21 protein-coding genes are annotated in these 16417 nt (G+C 64.5%); 13 read left to right on the forward strand and 8 right to left on the reverse strand.

The features are described from left to right. Positions 1-10 precede the first annotated feature (10 nt). A complete protein-coding gene (betA, locus tag GL284_RS09590; protein WP_155044375.1) occupies positions 11-1672 on the forward strand; it encodes a choline dehydrogenase in 1662 nt (553 codons plus the stop codon). On the opposite strand, the gene GL284_RS09595 is transcribed toward betA, so the two are convergent. Next, positions 1669-2190, reverse strand: coding sequence for a YceD family protein (locus tag GL284_RS09595; RefSeq protein ID WP_155044376.1), 522 nt, complete (start codon positions 2188-2190; stop codon positions 1669-1671). The genes betA and GL284_RS09595 overlap by 4 nt on opposite strands. Positions 2191-2307: 117 nt before the next feature. On the opposite strand from GL284_RS09595, the gene GL284_RS09600 reads away from it, so the two are divergent. After that, positions 2308-2772, forward strand: a complete 465-nt coding sequence (locus GL284_RS09600) for an outer membrane protein assembly factor BamE (protein ID WP_155044377.1) — start codon at positions 2308-2310, stop codon at positions 2770-2772. Between the two features lie 24 nt (positions 2773-2796). Here GL284_RS09600 and msrB read toward each other — a convergent pair whose 3' ends face one another. Further along, complete coding sequence (msrB, locus tag GL284_RS09605) at positions 2797-3183, reverse strand: peptide-methionine (R)-S-oxide reductase MsrB (RefSeq protein ID WP_155044378.1); 387 nt, start codon at positions 3181-3183, stop codon at positions 2797-2799. 101 nt (positions 3184-3284) lie between these two features. Between msrB and GL284_RS09610 the strand changes: the two genes are divergently transcribed. From GL284_RS09610 to rnd, 3 genes are all read left to right on the forward strand, one after another. Beyond that, positions 3285-4040, forward strand: coding sequence for a GNAT family N-acetyltransferase (locus tag GL284_RS09610; protein WP_155044379.1), 756 nt, complete (start codon positions 3285-3287; stop codon positions 4038-4040). Positions 4041-4083: 43 nt separating this feature from the next. After that, positions 4084-5214 (forward strand): tRNA guanosine(34) transglycosylase Tgt, encoded by a 1131-nt coding sequence (tgt, locus tag GL284_RS09615; RefSeq protein ID WP_155044380.1) that lies wholly within the window; start codon positions 4084-4086, stop codon positions 5212-5214. Between the two features lie 126 nt (positions 5215-5340). Next, positions 5341-6513: a ribonuclease D gene (gene rnd, locus GL284_RS09620; protein WP_341870342.1), complete on the forward strand. Its 1173-nt coding sequence runs from the start codon at positions 5341-5343 to the stop codon at positions 6511-6513. On the opposite strand, the gene GL284_RS09625 is transcribed toward rnd, so the two are convergent. From GL284_RS09625 to hisA, 4 genes are read right to left on the reverse strand one after another with little or no spacing between them, the layout of a single operon-like run. Continuing rightward, positions 6510-7001, reverse strand: a complete 492-nt coding sequence (locus GL284_RS09625) for an MgtC/SapB family protein (protein ID WP_155044382.1) — start codon at positions 6999-7001, stop codon at positions 6510-6512. The genes rnd and GL284_RS09625 overlap by 4 nt on opposite strands. A 1-nt stretch (position 7002) precedes the next feature. Then, positions 7003-7314: a phosphoribosyl-ATP diphosphatase gene (locus tag GL284_RS09630; RefSeq protein WP_155044383.1), complete on the reverse strand. Its 312-nt coding sequence runs from the start codon at positions 7312-7314 to the stop codon at positions 7003-7005. Next, the gene (gene hisF / locus GL284_RS09635; protein ID WP_155044384.1) at positions 7311-8072 is read right to left on the reverse strand and encodes an imidazole glycerol phosphate synthase subunit HisF; all 762 of its coding nucleotides are present in this window, start codon (positions 8070-8072) and stop codon (positions 7311-7313) included. Before hisF ends, GL284_RS09630 begins: the two co-directional genes overlap by 4 nt. Before the next feature lie 10 nt (positions 8073-8082). Beyond that, positions 8083-8799 carry a 1-(5-phosphoribosyl)-5-[(5-phosphoribosylamino)methylideneamino]imidazole-4-carboxamide isomerase gene (gene hisA, locus GL284_RS09640; RefSeq protein ID WP_155044385.1) on the reverse strand — a complete coding sequence of 239 codons (717 nt, stop codon included), beginning with the start codon at positions 8797-8799 and terminating at the stop codon, positions 8083-8085. A 157-nt stretch (positions 8800-8956) separates the two neighbouring features. Here hisA and GL284_RS09645 point away from each other — a divergent pair, with 157 nt between their 5' ends. Next, the gene (locus GL284_RS09645) at positions 8957-9343 is read left to right on the forward strand and encodes a DUF2147 domain-containing protein (protein WP_155044386.1); all 387 of its coding nucleotides are present in this window, start codon (positions 8957-8959) and stop codon (positions 9341-9343) included. Between the two features lie 102 nt (positions 9344-9445). Here GL284_RS09645 and hisH read toward each other — a convergent pair whose 3' ends face one another. After that, positions 9446-10075: an imidazole glycerol phosphate synthase subunit HisH gene (gene hisH, locus GL284_RS09650; RefSeq protein ID WP_155044387.1), complete on the reverse strand. Its 630-nt coding sequence runs from the start codon at positions 10073-10075 to the stop codon at positions 9446-9448. After that, positions 10075-10662, reverse strand: a complete 588-nt coding sequence (hisB, locus tag GL284_RS09655; RefSeq protein WP_155044388.1) for an imidazoleglycerol-phosphate dehydratase HisB — start codon at positions 10660-10662, stop codon at positions 10075-10077. Before hisB ends, hisH begins: the two co-directional genes overlap by 1 nt. A gap of 178 nt (positions 10663-10840) precedes the next feature. Here hisB and GL284_RS09660 point away from each other — a divergent pair, with 178 nt between their 5' ends. From GL284_RS09660 to GL284_RS09690, 7 genes are all read left to right on the forward strand, one after another. Further along, positions 10841-11404, forward strand: a complete 564-nt coding sequence (locus GL284_RS09660; protein WP_196216749.1) for a hypothetical protein — start codon at positions 10841-10843, stop codon at positions 11402-11404. 1 nt (position 11405) lies between these two features. Beyond that, positions 11406-11768 (forward strand): cell division protein ZapA, encoded by a 363-nt coding sequence (locus GL284_RS09665; protein WP_155044389.1) that lies wholly within the window; start codon positions 11406-11408, stop codon positions 11766-11768. Positions 11769-12065: 297 nt separating this feature from the next. Next, positions 12066-13214 carry a sulfate ABC transporter substrate-binding protein gene (locus tag GL284_RS09670; protein ID WP_230382999.1) on the forward strand — a complete coding sequence of 383 codons (1149 nt, stop codon included), beginning with the start codon at positions 12066-12068 and terminating at the stop codon, positions 13212-13214. Positions 13215-13217: 3 nt separating this feature from the next. Beyond that, positions 13218-14054, forward strand: a complete 837-nt coding sequence (gene cysT / locus GL284_RS09675) for a sulfate ABC transporter permease subunit CysT (RefSeq protein WP_155044390.1) — start codon at positions 13218-13220, stop codon at positions 14052-14054. Continuing rightward, positions 14047-14931: a sulfate ABC transporter permease subunit CysW gene (gene cysW / locus GL284_RS09680; RefSeq protein ID WP_155044391.1), complete on the forward strand. Its 885-nt coding sequence runs from the start codon at positions 14047-14049 to the stop codon at positions 14929-14931. Before cysT ends, cysW begins: the two co-directional genes overlap by 8 nt. 8 nt (positions 14932-14939) lie before the next feature. Beyond that, positions 14940-15659: a sulfate/molybdate ABC transporter ATP-binding protein gene (locus GL284_RS09685; protein ID WP_196216748.1), complete on the forward strand. Its 720-nt coding sequence runs from the start codon at positions 14940-14942 to the stop codon at positions 15657-15659. 168 nt (positions 15660-15827) lie between these two features. Beyond that, a complete protein-coding gene (locus tag GL284_RS09690) occupies positions 15828-16316 on the forward strand; it encodes a type I restriction endonuclease (RefSeq protein WP_230382998.1) in 489 nt (162 codons plus the stop codon). Positions 16317-16417: the final 101 nt, after the last annotated feature.

Here is a 16417-nt window from a genome sequence, read left to right on the forward strand (position 1 = left end):
GGGGGCAGGCATGATCCCGGATTATGTGATTGTCGGAGCCGGTTCGGCGGGCTGCGCGCTGGCTTACCGTCTGGTGAAGGCCGGAAAGCGCGTCGATATCATCGAATATGGCGGCACGGATGCCGGACCGTTCATTCAGATGCCCGCGGCGCTGTCTTATCCGATGAACATGCGTCGATATGACTGGGGCTTTTCCTCGGAGCCCGAGGCCGGGCTGGGCGGGCGTCAGCTGGTGACGCCGCGCGGCAAGGTCGTGGGCGGGTCGTCCTCGATCAACGGCATGGTGTTCGTGCGCGGGCATGCGCGCGATTTCGACCATTGGCGCGACAGTGGTGCCGAGGGCTGGGGTTATGCCGATGTGCTGCCCTATTTCCGGCGCATGGAGACGTCGCACAGCGCCGTCAGCGATTATCGCGGCAGCGAGGGGCCGCTGCATGTCACGCGCGGATCGCGCAAGAACCCGCTGTTCGATGCCTTTATCCGGGCCGGGCGGCAGGCGGGTTATCCGATGACCGAGGATTACAATGGCGCCCAGCAGGAAGGCTTTGGCGCCATGGAGGCCACCATCTGGGAAGGCCGCCGCTGGTCTGCGGCCAATGCCTATCTGCGGCCCGCGCAAGAAACCGGGCTGCTGCGGTTGCGGCGCGGGCTGGCGCAGCGCGTGGTGTTCGAGGATGGGCGCGCCGTCGGTGTCGAGGTCAAGAACAACCGTGGGATCAACACGTTCCGCGCGAAACATGAGGTGATCCTGTCGGCAAGCTCGATCAATACGCCGAAGCTTCTGATGCTGTCGGGGATCGGGCCTGCGGATCATCTGGCCGAGCATGGGATCGAGGTCCGGGCGGACCGGCCCGGCGTCGGCGCGAATTTGCAGGACCATCTTGAGGTCTATATGCAGTTCACCGCCACCCAGCCGATCACGCTGTACAAGCATTGGAACCTGTGGGGCAAAGGCTCGATCGGGGCGCAATGGCTGGCGACGGGGACCGGGCTGGGGGCGTCGAACCAGTTCGAAAGCTGCGGCTTCATCCGGTCGCGGGCGGGCGTGGAATATCCCGATATCCAGTATCATTTCCTGCCGCTGGCCGTGCGCTATGACGGCAAGGCTGCTGCCGAGGGGCATGGCTTTCAGGTCCATGTCGGGCCGATGCGGTCGAAATCGCGCGGCACGGTGCGGCTGAACTCGGCCGATCCCACCGCGGCGCCACGGATCAATTTCAACTATATGTCCCATGCCGATGACTGGGCCGAGTTCCGCGCCTGCGTGCGTCTGACGCGCGAGATCTTTGATCAGCCCGCCATGGCCACCTATACCGGCTATGAGATCCAGCCGGGCAACGATGTGCAAAGCGACGAACAGATCGATGCCTTCATCCGCGAACATGCCGAATCGGCCTTTCACCCCTGCGGCACGGCGCGGATGGGGCGTGCGGACGATCCGATGGCGGTGGTCGATCCGGAATTGCGCGTCATCGGTGTCGAAGGGCTGCGCGTCGCCGACAGCTCGATCTTTCCGCGCATCACCAATGGCAACCTGAACGCGCCGTCGATCATGACCGGCGAAAAGGCCGCCGATCATGTGCTGGGTCAGGGGATGCTGGCGCCGCTGAACCTTGGCCCCGTCATGGACGGCGACTGGCAGGCCGAGCAGCGCCCCGGTGTCAGCCGCTAGGTCTTGGGCTGCTTCAGCAGATCCGCAAGCCCGGCAAAGGGTTTGCGGGTCTCTTCGTCCTGATCGTCCTGCGGGTTGTCCAGTTCCGCGCCCTGGGCCCGCGGATAGAGCGGCAGGGCCAGCGACAGGGCCTCGATCATGATGGATTGCAGGTCGATGAACTGGCCGAGCGGCTCAAGCTCTTCGTCGCGCATTTCGACCTCATCGCCTTCGGGGGTGCCGGCATGGGGCGAAAAGACGCGGCGCAGCTTTTCGGTCAGGGCGGTCTTGACCGGGGCCAGCGTCACGACGCAGGGCTGCACGACCTTGGCGGTCAGCAGGCCCGTCACCTCCCATGCGTCATGCGCGGCGGGGCGAATATCGCCGGTGAAGCGCAGCGCGGGCAGGCTGGACAGCGCCAGTTCGCCGGCGATCGCGGCGCGGGCTTCGGCGTCCGGGGCAAGAACGAAGGCCGTCGGCTGGCGCGGGTTCAGCTGGGCCACGCGGTAGCGGGTCGGTTGCTGGGAAGGTTGCGACATGTGGTTGGCCTTTTTCTGTGAACTGAGGTCGGCTTGGGATATTCTTGAGCGTGGGGCGCGAGTTTGCTAAGCCGGTCCCGCGTCGTCAACAGGCGCGCGAAAGGGACAGGTGGCAAGATGAAAATTTCCCGGCGGCATATCGCGGCGTTTGTGCTGATCGTGCCCATGGCGCTTGCTGCCTGTCAGGCCACCTATCGCAATCACGGTTATGTGCCTGCCGAGGATGAACTGGCGCAGGTCGTCGTCGGCCAGACCCGGCAGGATGAGCTGGAGGGCATGATCGGCCGCCCCAGCGCGCAGGGTCTTTTGACCGGATCGGCATGGTATTACGTCGGCTCGCGCTGGCAGAATTACGGCCCCCGCCCCGCACGTGAGATCGAGCGGCAGGTCGTCGCCATCAGCTTCAACGAGGGCGGCACCGTCGCCAATGTCGAACGCTTCGGTCAGGAACGCGGTCAAGTCGTCGTGCTGTCGCGCCGGGTCACCGATACCGGCGTGAACAGCACGGGTCTGATCCGGCAACTGATGGGCAATGTCGGCCGCGTCTCGGCCGGGCAGTTGCTGGATGACGGGCTGCAATAAGCGCCCTGACGGCGCGCTTTGGGCTTATTCGGGCACGAAGGTCAGCGCCACGCCATTGATGCAGTAGCGCAGGCCCGTGGGCGGCGGCCCGTCCGGGAAGACATGGCCCAGATGCGCGTCGCAGCGGTGGCAACGCACCTCGGTGCGGATCATGCCATGGGTCACGTCGCGATGTTCATCGATATCGCCGCCGGGTTTGGAAAAGCTGGGCCAGCCGCAATGGCTTTCGAACTTGGCATCGCCGTCGAAAAGCCGCGCGCCGCAGCAGACGCAGTCGTAATGTCCCGGCCCCTTGGGAAAGCCCGGATGCGAGAATGGCCGCTCGGTTCCCGCCTGACGTGTGACGCGATAGGTCTCGGCGTCCAGCTCTTCGCGCCATTCGCTGTCGGTCTTGGTGATGCGATCTGTCATCTTGGCCCTTCATTTGTTTGCGCTGCTGTTACAAGATAGGTTCAGGGAGGACAGGAACAAGGCGGGGCCTGCCCTGCCTTCGGGGATCGGGCAGGAGTGCCATGATGGCATTGCAGAAAGGCCGTTACGAGGTGCGGACCGCTGAAACCACAGCGGAAATCCGAGAGGCGCAGCGCCTCCGCTGGTTGTGTTTCATCGGCAAACGGGGGGGCTCGGACACGCCCGAGGCGGTCGATGCCGATGACTATGACGACCGCTGCACCCATGTGCTGATTCGCGAAACGGCCTCTGGCCTGTTGATCGCCTGTTTCCGCATGCTGACGCTGTCGGGCGGGCATGAGATCGGCGACAGCTATTCGGCGCGCTATTACAACCTGTCCCGCCTGCGCGAATTCGACGGCAAGATGGTCGAGATCGGCCGCTTCTGCATCCATCCCGAATGGCACGATCCCGACATCCTGCGGCTGGCATGGGGGGCGCTGGCCCGCCATGTCGATGATGAAGCCGTGCAGATGCTGTTCGGCTGTTCCAGCTTCATGGGCACCGATACCGAAGGGTATGCCGACACCTTCGCCATGCTGCGCGAACGCCATCTGGCGCCGAAACGCTGGCTGCCGCGCGTCAAGGCGCCCAAGGTCTTCCGTTTTGCCCGTGCGCTGCGGCTGCGCAAGCCCGACCCGCGCGCGGCCATGGCGGGGATGCCGCCGCTGCTGCGGTCCTATCTGGCGATGGGCGGCTGGGTCAGCGATCATGCGGTCGTCGATAATCAGCTGAACACCCTGCATGTGTTCACCGGGCTGGAAATCCGCGCCATTCCTCCGGCGCGGGCAAAGCTGCTTCGCGCCGCCGGGGCCTAGGCAGGGCTTTCCTAAGCCGCGCAAAGCGCATATCTGCGCGGGCATGACCCAAAGATTCGCATTCCATGTCTCGGCCACCGATGGCCGCGCCCGCACCGGCACGATCCAGACCCCGCGGGGCGAGATCCGCACACCCGCCTTCATGCCCGTAGGCACGGCGGCGACCGTCAAGGCGATGCTGCCGGAATCGGTGCGCGCCACGGGGGCGGATATTCTGCTGGGCAATACCTATCACCTGATGCTGCGGCCCGGCGCGGAACGCGTGGCGCGGCTGGGCGGGCTGCACAGGTTCATGAACTGGCAGCGGCCCATTCTGACCGACTCGGGCGGGTTTCAGGTCATGTCGCTCTCCGGATTGCGCAAGCTGACCGAAGAGGGCGTGACCTTCGCCAGCCATGTCGACGGCTCGCGGCATTTCCTGTCGCCCGAAACCAGCATGCAGATCCAGCGCCTGCTGGGCTCGGATATCGTGATGGCGTTCGACGAATGCCCCGCGCTGCCCGCGACCGATGCCGAGGTCGCGGCGTCGATGCGCATGTCGATGCGGTGGGCGCAGCGCAGTCGCGATGCCTTTGGCGACCGGCCGGGGCATGCGCTGTTCGGCATCATGCAGGGCGGCGTTACCCGCGACCTGCGTCAGGAAAGCGCCGAGGCGCTGCGCGGCATCGGCTTTGACGGCTATGCCATCGGCGGGCTGGCCGTGGGCGAGGGGCAAGAGGCGATGTTCGGCGTCCTTGACTATGCCCCCGGTTTCCTGCCCGAGGACAAGCCGCGTTACCTGATGGGCGTGGGCAAGCCCGATGACATCGTGGGCGCGGTCGTGCGCGGCGTCGACATGATGGATTGCGTGCTGCCCTCGCGTTCGGGGCGGACGGGGCAGGCATGGACCCGGCGCGGTCAGGTCAATATCAAGAACGCCCGCCATGCCGATGATCCGCGCCCGCTGGACGCGGATTGCACCTGCCCCGCCTGCACCGGCTATTCGCGCGCCTATCTGCATCACGTCTTCCGCTCGGGCGAGATGATCTCGGGAATGCTGCTGACCTGGCACAACCTGCATTACTTTCAGGAATTGATGGCGGGGCTGCGCGCGGCGATCGCTGCGGGCAGTTTGGACGCCTTTGTCGCCGATTTCGAGGCAAAGCGGGCACAGGGCGATATCGATCCTTTATAGATCGTGACATAGCGCCTTGATTTTCGGACAAGACTGTCTCATGCGCGGAATTGCAGATTCGGCGGACGCCCCGCCCATGTTCGAAAGAAACCCATGCCCGCCCCGACCAACGCGAAGCAAGACGACATCCGTACGATCACCACCACGGCTGAACTGGCCGAGTTCTGCGAGCTTGCAAAGACCAAGCCCTATGTGACGCTCGACACCGAATTCCTGCGCGAACGCACCTATTATTCCAAGCTGTGCCTGATTCAGGCGGCGCTTCCGCCTGCCTCGGGCGTCAAGGCCGATGGCGGTGTCGCGGTGCTGATCGACCCGCTGGTGGGCGATCTGTCGCTCGAGCCGCTGTATGACCTGTTCCGCCACACCGCGACGGTCAAGGTGTTTCACGCCGCCCGGCAGGATCTGGAGATCTTTTTCCATGATGCGGGCGTGCTGCCCGATCCGCTGTTTGACACCCAGATTGCCGCGATGGTCTGCGGCTTCGGCGAACAGGTCGGCTATGAAACGCTGGTCAAGAAGATCGCCCGGCAGCCTTTGGACAAATCCTCGCGCTTCACCGACTGGTCGCACCGGCCGCTGTCGGATGCGCAGGCCAGTTACGCGCTGGCCGATGTGACGCATCTGCGGGCGATTTATGAATTCCTTGCCGCGCAACTGGAAAAGACCGGGCGCGCGCCATGGCTGCACGAAGAAGTCGCGGTGCTTCTGAACCCCGAAACCTATATCACCCGCCCGGATGAGGCGTGGGAACGCGTGCGCACCCGCTCGGGCTCGCCGCGGTTTCTTGCCGTGGTGCGCGAATTGGCCCGCTTCCGCGAGGCTTATGCGCAGGAACGCGACATTCCCCGCGCGCGGGTCTTCAAGGACGACGCGCTGATCGAGCTTGCCTCGACCAAACCGCTCTCCGAGGCCGATCTGGGCAAATCCCGCCTGCTGCTGCGCGATGCCCGCCGCGGCGAGATCGCCAATGGCATTCTGGCCGCCGTCAAGCAGGGGATCGAAACGAAGGATCTGCCGAAGCCCGCCCCGGATGAACCCGGCCGCCCCGGCAATGCCGCGCTGGCCGATCTGCTGCGCGTGCTTCTGAAGGCGAAATCGGACGAAACCGGCGTGGCGCCGCGTCTGATCGCTTCGGCCTCGGACCTGGATGCCATCGCCTCGGGCGCGCGGGATCTGCCGGCGCTGTCGGGCTGGCGCGCCGAGGTCTTTGGCCGCGACGCGCTGCGCCTTGCCAGCGGAGAGATTGCGCTTTCGGCACAGGGCGGGGCGGTCCGGGTCGTGCCGGTCACGGTCTAATCCTCAGCGCGCAGCACCGGACTCAGCAGCCGCCGGATCAGGTAAAGCACGGTGATCGCCATTGCCGTGACGATGACCGCCAGTTGCAGATCGCCCGTGCCGCAGCACAGCCCGATGCCGCCGCACAGCCACATCGAGGCGCCGGTGGTGATGCCGCGCACATTACGCCCGCTGGTGATGATTGACCCCGCCGCCAGAAAGGCCACGCCCGCGGTGACGGCTTCGATCAGGCGGAACGGATCGGTCTGCTGCTGGCCGTCGCCCTCATGCTGAGGCGCGAAATTCACCAGCTCCATCGCCACCAGCGTGAAACAGGCCGCCGCCAGCGAAATCAGCATATGCGTGCGCAGACCGGCGGCGCGATGCTTCTTTTCGCGCTCCCAGCCGATGATGCCCCCCAGCAGCACCGCCATCGCCAACCGCAGAACCACCACCCCGAAGGGCAGGCTCATCGGGCGGGCGAATTCCGCGGAAAGCTGGTCGAACATGTCATTTCCGTGACGCTTTTTCCTCAATCCCTGAACGCCCCTCGCGGCGATCCAGTTCATTTTCGACATCGGCCAGCGTCACATCCCGCGCAGCCAGCATCACCAGCAGGTGATACAGCACATCGGCGGCCTCACTGGTCAGACGCGCGCGGTCGCCCTTGACGGCCTCGATGATCGCCTCGACGGCCTCTTCGCCGAATTTCTCGGCGCATTTTTCGGGGCCCTTGGCCAGCAGCTTGGCGGTCCAGCTGCTTTCGGGATCGGCCGCCTTGCGGTCGGCGATTGTCTGGGCCAGTCGGTGCAATCCGCTCATGTCAGCCTCATCGGGATGCCTGCGGCGGCCATGTGCTCCTTGGCCTCGCGCACGGTGAAGGTGCCGAAGTGAAAGATCGAGGCCGCCAGCACGGCGCTGGCATGGCCTTCGATGACGCCCTCGGCCAGATGTTCCAGCGCGCCCACCCCGCCCGACGCGATGACGGGAATATTCACCGCATCGGCGACGGCGCGGGTCAGCGGAATGTTGAAGCCGGATTTCGTGCCGTCGCGGTCCATGCTGGTCAGCAGGATCTCGCCCGCGCCCTTGGCGGCGACGGTCATGGCGAATTCCACGGCGTCGATGCCGGTGGGCTTGCGGCCGCCATGGGTAAAGATCTCCCAGCGACCGGGCGCCACGGTCTTGGCGTCGATGGCGCAGACGATGCACTGGCTGCCAAAGCGGTCGGCGGCCTCGGCGATCACATCGGGATTGGCGACGGCGGCGGAGTTGAAACTGACCTTGTCGGCGCCAGCCAGCAGCAGCGCCCGCACATCGTGATGGCTGCGCACCCCGCCGCCCACGGTCAGCGGCACGAAGCACGCCTCGGCGGTGCGGGTGACCAGATCAAACATGGTGCCGCGGTTTTCATGCGTGGCATGGATGTCCAGAAAGCAGATCTCATCCGCGCCCGCCGCGTCATAGGCGCGCGCCGCCTGAACCGGATCCCCGGCATCGCGAAGGTCCACGAAATTCACGCCCTTGACGACGCGGCCATCGGCCACGTCAAGGCAGGGGATCACCCGCGTCTTCAGCATTCCGCCCCCTTCAGGCCAGCGCGCGCAGCGCCTCGCCCAGATTGATCGCCCCGTCATACAGCGCCCGGCCCGAAATCGCACCCGCGATCACCCGCGTATCGCGCAGCGCCAGCAGATCCTGCATCGAACTGACCCCGCCCGAGGCAATGACCGAGATATTGACCGCCCGTGCCAGTGCCTCGGTCGCGGCGATGTTCGGACCCTGCATTGCGCCGTCGCGGTCGATATCGGTATAGATGATGGCCGACACGCCCGCATCCTCGAACTGGCGGGCCAGATCGACGGCCATGACATCGGTCTCGGTGGCCCAGCCACGGGTGGCGACCCGTCCGCCGCGCGCGTCGATCCCGACGGCGATCTTGCCCGGAAAGGCCAGCGCGGCCTCGCGCACAAGGCTGGGCTGCTCGACGGCCACGGTCCCCAGGATCACCCGCGCCAGCCCACGCTCCAGCCAGCTTTCGATGGTCGCCATATCGCGGATGCCGCCGCCCAGCTGCGCCGGAATATCGGTGGCGGCCAAAATGGCCTCGACGGCGGCTGCATTGACGGGATGGCCCTCGAACGCGCCGTTCAGATCGACCAGATGCAGCCACTGCGCGCCGGCGTCCTGAAACGCCTTGGCCTGCGCTGCGGGATCGGTGCCGAAAACGGTCGCGGCCTCCATGTCGCCGCGCAGCAGACGCACGCAATTGCCGTCCTTGAGGTCGATGGCGGGGTAAAGGATCATCGCATCTCTCCTGTAGCTGGCGCTCCTTTGCCACATGGCGGGACCGACCGAAAGGGGCTGCGGGGTCGCAGCCGCCGCCACGTCATGCTTGATCGCCAGGCGGGGGCAGGCGCATCGTTGCCGCAGCGGGCGCGTGCCTGCACAGGGGGGAATCACAATGAAGACATGGGCGATCGGCGCAATGCTGATGCTGGGCGTTTCGGCTGCGCAGGCCGAGGGCATCTCGGGCATCTTCCAGACCCAGGCCAACGATCAGGGCAATATCGGCATGGTCGAATTCTACGACTGCGGCGGCAAATATTGCGGCAAGCTGGTCAAGTCCTTCGACAAGACGGGCAAGGAAATCTCCTCGCCGCATACCGGACGCAATATCGTGGCGGGCATGAGCGATAATGGCGGCGGCAAGTTCTCGGGCGGCACGATCTGGGATCCCGGCGCGGACAAGACCTATAAATCCAAGATGCAGCTCGACGGGCAGGTGCTCAGCGTCTCGGGCTGCGTCACGATCATCTGCAAGACGCAAAAATGGCAGCGCGCCCGCTGATCCGACCCGGCATCCTTGTTTTTGAAATACCCCGGGGGACGCCTTCATCTCCCCCATCAAGGGGGGGATGAAGGCGGGGGGCAGAGCCCCCGCCACCGCCCGTCAGGGGCGCCAGCGCAGAAAATTCGCGATGATGCGCAGTCCGACAGCCTGCGATTTCTCGGGATGGAACTGGCAGCCGACGATATTGTCGCGCCCGACCACCGCCGTCACCTGACCGCCATAATCCACCACCGCCAGCAGATGCGCAGGATCGGCGACCTGAAACTGCCAGCTATGCACGAAATAGGCGTGATCGCCCGAGGCCACGCCCTCCAGCACGGGATGGGCCTGCCTGACGGCCAGATCGTTCCAGCCCATATGCGGCACTTTCAGGCCCGGCGCGTCGATGGCGCGGATCTCGCCGCCGATCCAGCCAAGGCCGGGCGTCTCGCGATATTCATGGCCCAGACCGGCCAGCATCTGCATGCCCACGCAGATCCCCATGAAGGGCACACCGCGCGTCAGGACGGCATCCTCCAGCGCCTCGACCATGCCCGGCACGGCGTCCAGCGCCGCCTTGCAGGCCGGGAACGCCCCGTCGCCCGGCAGGACGATCCGGTCCGCGCCGCGCACGACCGCCGGGTCCGAGGTGACCAGAACCTCGGCCCCCAGATCGCGCCCCATCAGCGCGACGGCCTTCTGCGCCGAATGCAGGTTGCCGCTGTCATAATCGACCAGGGCAACCCGCATCAAAGCGCGCCCTTGGTCGAGGGCAGCACGCCCGCCATGCGCGGGTCCGGCTCGACCGCCTCGCGCAGCGCGCGGGCCACCGCCTTGAACGCGGCTTCGGCGATGTGGTGGCTGTTGATGCCGTGCAGGCGGTCGACATGCAGCGTGATGCCGCCATGCGTGGCCAGCGCCTGAAAGAATTCCCGCACAAGCTCGGTGTCGAAGCTGCCGATCTTTGCCGTCGGGAAATCGACATTCCACACCAGATAGGGCCGGGCCGACAGATCCAGCGCCGCGCGGACCAGCGTGTCATCCATCGCCAGATGGAAGCTGCCATAGCGGCGGATGCCCGTCTTGTCGCCCAGGGCTCGCGTCAGCGCCTGACCGATGGCAATGCCGGTATCCTCGACCGTGTGGTGGTCGTCGATATGCAGATCGCCCTTGGCCTGCACCGTCATGTCGATCAGCGAATGGCGCGACAACTGGTCCAGCATGTGGTCGAAGAACCCCACGCCGGTCTGGTTGTCATAGGCCCCGGTGCCGTCAAGGTTCAGGGTCACCTCGATCTGCGTCTCGGCGGTCTTGCGGGTGATGGTGGCGCTGCGCATCGGCCTCTCCGTATATCCTGCCGCCTTATAGGCAGCGCGGCGCGGCCTGAAAAGCCGGGGAAGCGGCGGGAATCGGCGAGAAGTGGCAGTCCATGGCAGCGCCTGCTTGTCATATGGCCGCAGTGATGCCAAAAAGTTACATTATGCCAAGGACGAGCGACCGAAAGGAAACCGCCCGATGAAGGACGACCTGAACGCCAGCGAGAAGCGGCTGATCGCGGCATTTGACCGGCTTGATCGGTCCATCGACCGCGCCGCCGCCAACCGGGATCAGGCGGTGCCGGGGGACGGTGACGACGCATTGCGCGATGAAAACAGCCGCTTGTCGGCGGAACTTGCCGCATTGCATGAACGCCAGTCCGAGCTGCTGGCCAGCTATGAGACCCGCCTGGCCGAAACCAATGACCGCCTGTCCGCCGCCAGCGACGAGGCCGCGCGCCTGTCCGCCGCCAATGAGGCGCTGACCGAGGCCAATCGCAGCCTTATGGGCGATGTGTCGGAAGACAGCCGCTATGAGGCGCTGGAGGCCGAGATCGCCGCACTCCGCGCCTCGCGCGATGCGGAAATCGGCCAGATGGGCGATATCGTCGATGCGCTGGACCGCATGCTTGCGCAGCCCGGCGGCTCGGTGAAATCTGCGGCCATGCCTGCCATGGTGGAAAGCCCGGTCGCGTCGGATCAGGCGCTGGACGATACGCTGGCCGAGGGCAGCCTGGCCGACAGCGAACAGGAAAGGGGCTGACATGGCCGAAGTCGATTTCTCGATCGGGCACAAATCCTATAAGCTCGCCTGTCAGGAAGGCGAAGAGCGGCTGCTGAAACGCGCCGCAGCCCTTCTGGACAATGAAGCGCAGCACATTCTTGAACAGGCGGGCCGGATGCCCGAGCCGCGCCTGCTGCTGCTGGCGGGCCTGATGCTGGCCGAGCGCACCACCGCGTTCGAGGATCGCGCCCTGACCGCCGAACGCGAATTGTCGCGGCTGAAGACCAACCCGGCCCGCGTCGAGGTTCCCGTGGTTCCCGCCAGCCTGTCCGAAGCCATGGCCGAGATGGCCGCCCGTGCCGAGGCGCTGGCCCAGAAGGCCGAAGAACAGCTTCCCCGCTAGTCCCGCACACAGAACAAACCTGTCGCATGCCGCGCTTTCATCCCGAAAGCGCGGCAGTTTTTTTGCGAAAATAGATTACGATTCTCCTCCAGCCCCCGCCTGTCGACCGTGTTTTTTGCGCGTATCGACCATGCCGCGCAACCGATTTCACCATGCTAAATTATTGAAATAAAGTGACATTAAAAACGATAGGATTATTCGTCTTTTTTCTTGAAATTAACGACTATCTCTGTCGTTATTGCGGTTATGGAGCTTCAGGCCCAGTCAGCCCGAAACCACATGACAAGGGAAGCCGACATGATCCGCACCATTCGCGTGAACGACACCCAACTGGCCCATGGACGCGTCGTGCGTCGTCACCTTGACGGGCGCATGACCATCGCAGATGGCACGAAACAGATGACCGGCTATCCGCTGCGTCAGGGGATCTTGTCGCGTTGCCTGGCTTTGGGCGCGCGGCGCACGGTGGCCGCCATCCTGACCGTCAGCGCCTTCGCGCTGCTGGCCGGTGAACAGGCCCGCGCCGACAACACGCTGCTGAATGTCAGCTATGACCCGACCCGCGAACTTTACCGCGAGGTGAACGACGCCTTCGCTGCGAAATGGCAGGCCGACGGACATCCGGCCCCGACCATCGAAACCTCGCATGGCGGCTCGGGGGCGCAGGCACGTTCGGTCATCGACGGGCTGAAGGCGCAGGTGGTGACGCTGGCGCTGGCCGCCGATATCGACCAGATCGCCGCCAAGGGTCTTTTGCCCGAGGATTGGCAGTCGCGCCTGCCGCACAACTCGTCGCCCTATACCTCGACCATCGTGTTTCTGGTGCGCGACGGCAATCCCAAGGGCATCAAGGACTGGAACGATCTGATCAAGGACGGAGTCGAGGTCATCACACCCAACCCCAAGACCTCGGGCGGGGCGCGCTGGAACTATCTGGCGGCATGGGCCTATGCCCAGAAGAACAATCTGGATCCCAAGGAATTCGTCGGCGAGATCTATAAGCATGTCCCGGTTCTGGACAGCGGCGCGCGCGGATCGACCACGACCTTTACCCAGCGCGGCATCGGCGATGTGCTGCTGGCCTGGGAAAACGAGGCCTATCTGGCCCTGAACGAATTGGGCGAGGATGAGTTCGACATCGTGGTGCCCTCGGTCTCGATCCTGACCGAGCCGCCGGTTGCGGTGGTCGACAAGAACATCGTCGATGACGAACAGAAGGCGCTGGCCGATGGCTATCTGAACTTCCTTTATTCGCCGGAAGGGCAGGCGCTGGCCTATAAGCACTATTACCGCGCATGGGATACCAGCGCCGCCAATCCCGAGGACGTGGCCCGCTTTCCGAAACTGGATCTGGTGACGATTGCCGATTTCGGCGGCTGGAAGCAGGCCCAGCCCGAACATTTCGGCAATGGCGGCACCTTTGACCAGATCTATACGGGGCACTAGTCCATGCTGGCGCTGCGCACCCAGAAATCCCCCATGCCGGGCTTCCGCCTTGGCATGGGCATCACCCTGACCATGCTGTCGGTGATCGTGCTGCTGCCCATCGGCGCCTTGCTGGCGCAGGGCATCAGCTATGGGCCTGCCGGGGTCTGGAACACCGTGAACACGCCCCGCGTCTGGTCGGCGCTGTTCCTGTCCTTTCGGCTGGCCTTCTTTGCGGCGGTGTTCAATCTGATTTTCGGCACGCTGCTGGCATGGGTGCTGGCGCGCTATGACTTTCCCGGCCGCCGCTTCGTCGATGCCATCGTCGATCTGCCCTTCGCGCTGCCGACAGCGGTTGCCGGCATCGCGCTGACCGCGCTTTACGCCCCGAACGGCGTCTTTGGCAGTCTGGCCAAGGCCGCGGGCGGCAAGATCGCCTATACCGAATGGGGCATCCTGATCGCGCTGATCTTCGTCGGTCTGCCTTTCGTGACCCGCACCGTGCAGCCCGTCATCGCCGAGATCGAGCGTGAGGTCGAAGAGGCCTCGGCGACGCTTGGTGCGACGCGCTTCTATACCATCCGCCGCGTGATCCTGCCGATGCTGATGCCCGCCGCGCTGACCGGCTTTGCGCTGTCGCTGGCGCGGGCGGTGGGGGAATACGGCTCGGTCATCTTCATCGCGGGCAACCTGCCGATGAAGACGGAGATCGCGCCGCTGCTGATCGTCATCAAGCTGGAAGAATTCGATTACGACGGCGCCGCCGCCATCGGCATCGCGATGCTGGTGATCTCGTTTTCGATGCTGCTGATCATCAACCTTATCCAGATCTGGAGCCGCCGGAGAATTGGCCATGTCTGATGCCACCTTTGACGATACCGATGTCGTGCCCGGCAAATGGCGCCCCGTGGCCGAGGAATCCCGCGCGACCCGCGTCACCCTGATCGCCATCGCGCTGGTCGGTCTGACGCTGCTGGTGCTTGCGCCGCTGGCCGTGGTCTTTGCCGAGGCGCTGGCGCGCGGCGCGGTCGCCGCCGTGAAATCGCTGGCCTCTCGCGATGCGCGCTCGGCCATCCAGCTGACGCTGATCGTCGCGGCCATCTCGGTTCCGGTGAATGCCGTCTTCGGCATCGCGGCCGCATGGGTCATCACCAAGTTCGATTTCCGCGGCAAGGCGTTCCTGATCACGCTGATCGACCTGCCGTTTTCGGTCTCGCCGGTCGTGGCCGGTCTGGCGCTGGTGCTGCTGTTCGGGGCCAACAGCCTGATCGGCGGCTGGCTGGTCGCCTCGGGCTTTCCGATCATTTTCGCGCTGCCGGGCATCGTGCTGGCCAGCATCTTCGTGACCTTTCCCTTTGTCGCCCGCGAACTGATCCCGGTGATGATCGAACAGGGCCGGACCGAGGAAGAGGCCGCGCTGACCCTTGGCGCCTCGGGCTGGCGGGTGTTCCGCACGGTGACGCTGCCCAATATCAAATGGGCCCTGCTTTACGGCGTCTTGCTGTGCAATGCCCGCGCAATGGGCGAATTCGGCGCCGTGGCGGTGGTTTCGGGCAAAATCCGTGGACAGACCGCCACCATGCCGATCACCATCGAGATGCTCTACAATGAATATCTGTCCGTCGCGGCCTTCAGCATGGCGGGTGTGCTTGCCCTGCTGGCGCTGGTGACGCTTGCCCTGAAGACCGGACTGGAATGGCGTCACGCCGACCAGCTTGCCGCAACCCGCAGACATTGAGGCCTCCCATGCATATCGAGATCGACGAGATCGCCAAGGAATTCGGCCAGACCACCGCGCTGCATCCGGTCAGCCTGCCCATCCCCTCGGGTGCGCTGGTGGCGCTGCTGGGGCCTTCGGGCTCGGGCAAGACGACGCTGCTGCGCATTCTGGGCGGGCTGGAATTCCCGACCTCGGGGCGGGTGCTGTTTGACGGCAAGGACGCCACCGGGCTTTCGGTGCAGGACCGCCGCGCGGGCTTCGTGTTCCAAAGCTATGCGCTGTTCCGGCACATGACGGTGTTTGAAAACATCGCCTATGGCCTGCGCGCACGCCCCCGCGCGTCCCGCCCGCCCGAGGCCGAGATCCAGCGCCGCGTCACCAAGTTGCTGGAGCTGATCCAGTTGCCCCAGATCGCCAAGCGGTTCCCCAACCAGCTGTCCGGCGGCCAGCGTCAGCGCGTGGCTTTGGCCCGCGCGCTGGCGATCGAGCCGCGGATGCTGCTGCTGGACGAACCCTTTGGCGCGCTGGATGCCCGCGTGCGCAAGGAACTGCGTCAGGGCCTGCGCGACATCCACGACAATACCGGCCTGACCACCGTTTTCGTCACCCACGATCAGGACGAGGCGATGGAGCTTGCCGATCTGGTGGTCGTCATGTCCATGGGCCGCATCGAACAGGTCGGCCGCCCGCAAGACATCCGCGCCCGCCCCGCCACCCCTTTCGTGCGCGAGTTTATCGAGGCTTAGCGTACTAAACTTAAGATTGCGCGATAGGCAAAACTTCGCCTAAGGTCAAAATCGTGGTCGATTCGTCGTTCAGGTTTTGAATTCAGAGAACCCTGTAACACTGGGCGGCAGGCTGAAAAGGCTGCCGCTTTTTCGACCCGCTCTATCTGGCGTTACCAAGGGTTAGCTATGGCAGATTTCATTCAGGCAATAGAAGCGTTGGCTTCGCGTTCAATGGTCGCCGAACGGCAAGCGTTGACGGAGGAGGCTACTAAGACGGCGATGATACTGCCGTTTTTGCAAACATTGGGCTTCGACGTTTTCAGTCTGGATGAAGTGGTGCCCGAGTTCATCGCTGATGTCGGCGTAAAGAAGGGGGAGAAGGTCGATTTTGCACTGAAAATCGACGGAAAAATCGCGATGCTGGTCGAGGTCAAGCCGATAAGCAGTAAGCTGGGCGATACGCAGTACAGCCAACTTTTCCGCTATTTCACTGTGACGGAAGCGCGTCTTGCCATCCTGACGAATGGTCGCGAAGCCTGGTTCTTCTCTGACACAGACGAGCCTAACAAGATGGACAAAAAGCCGTTCTTCAAATTCGATTTCCAAAAGCATGATCGTGTACAGGTTCAAGAACTGTCACGCTTCAGAAAGGCAGTGTCCCAACACATGGTGTAGGAGGCCGCGCGCGGAGCCTTCGGCGTAGCGCAGCGCGCGGCCGTTGGTGACGCTGGCGGTCACCGTCGATCTTCGGACAAGTTTCGGGTTGCGAGACCTTG

Source organism: Paracoccus shanxieyensis (genome assembly GCF_009711265.1).
In the GTDB taxonomy this organism is placed as follows: domain Bacteria; phylum Pseudomonadota; class Alphaproteobacteria; order Rhodobacterales; family Rhodobacteraceae; genus Paracoccus; species Paracoccus shanxieyensis.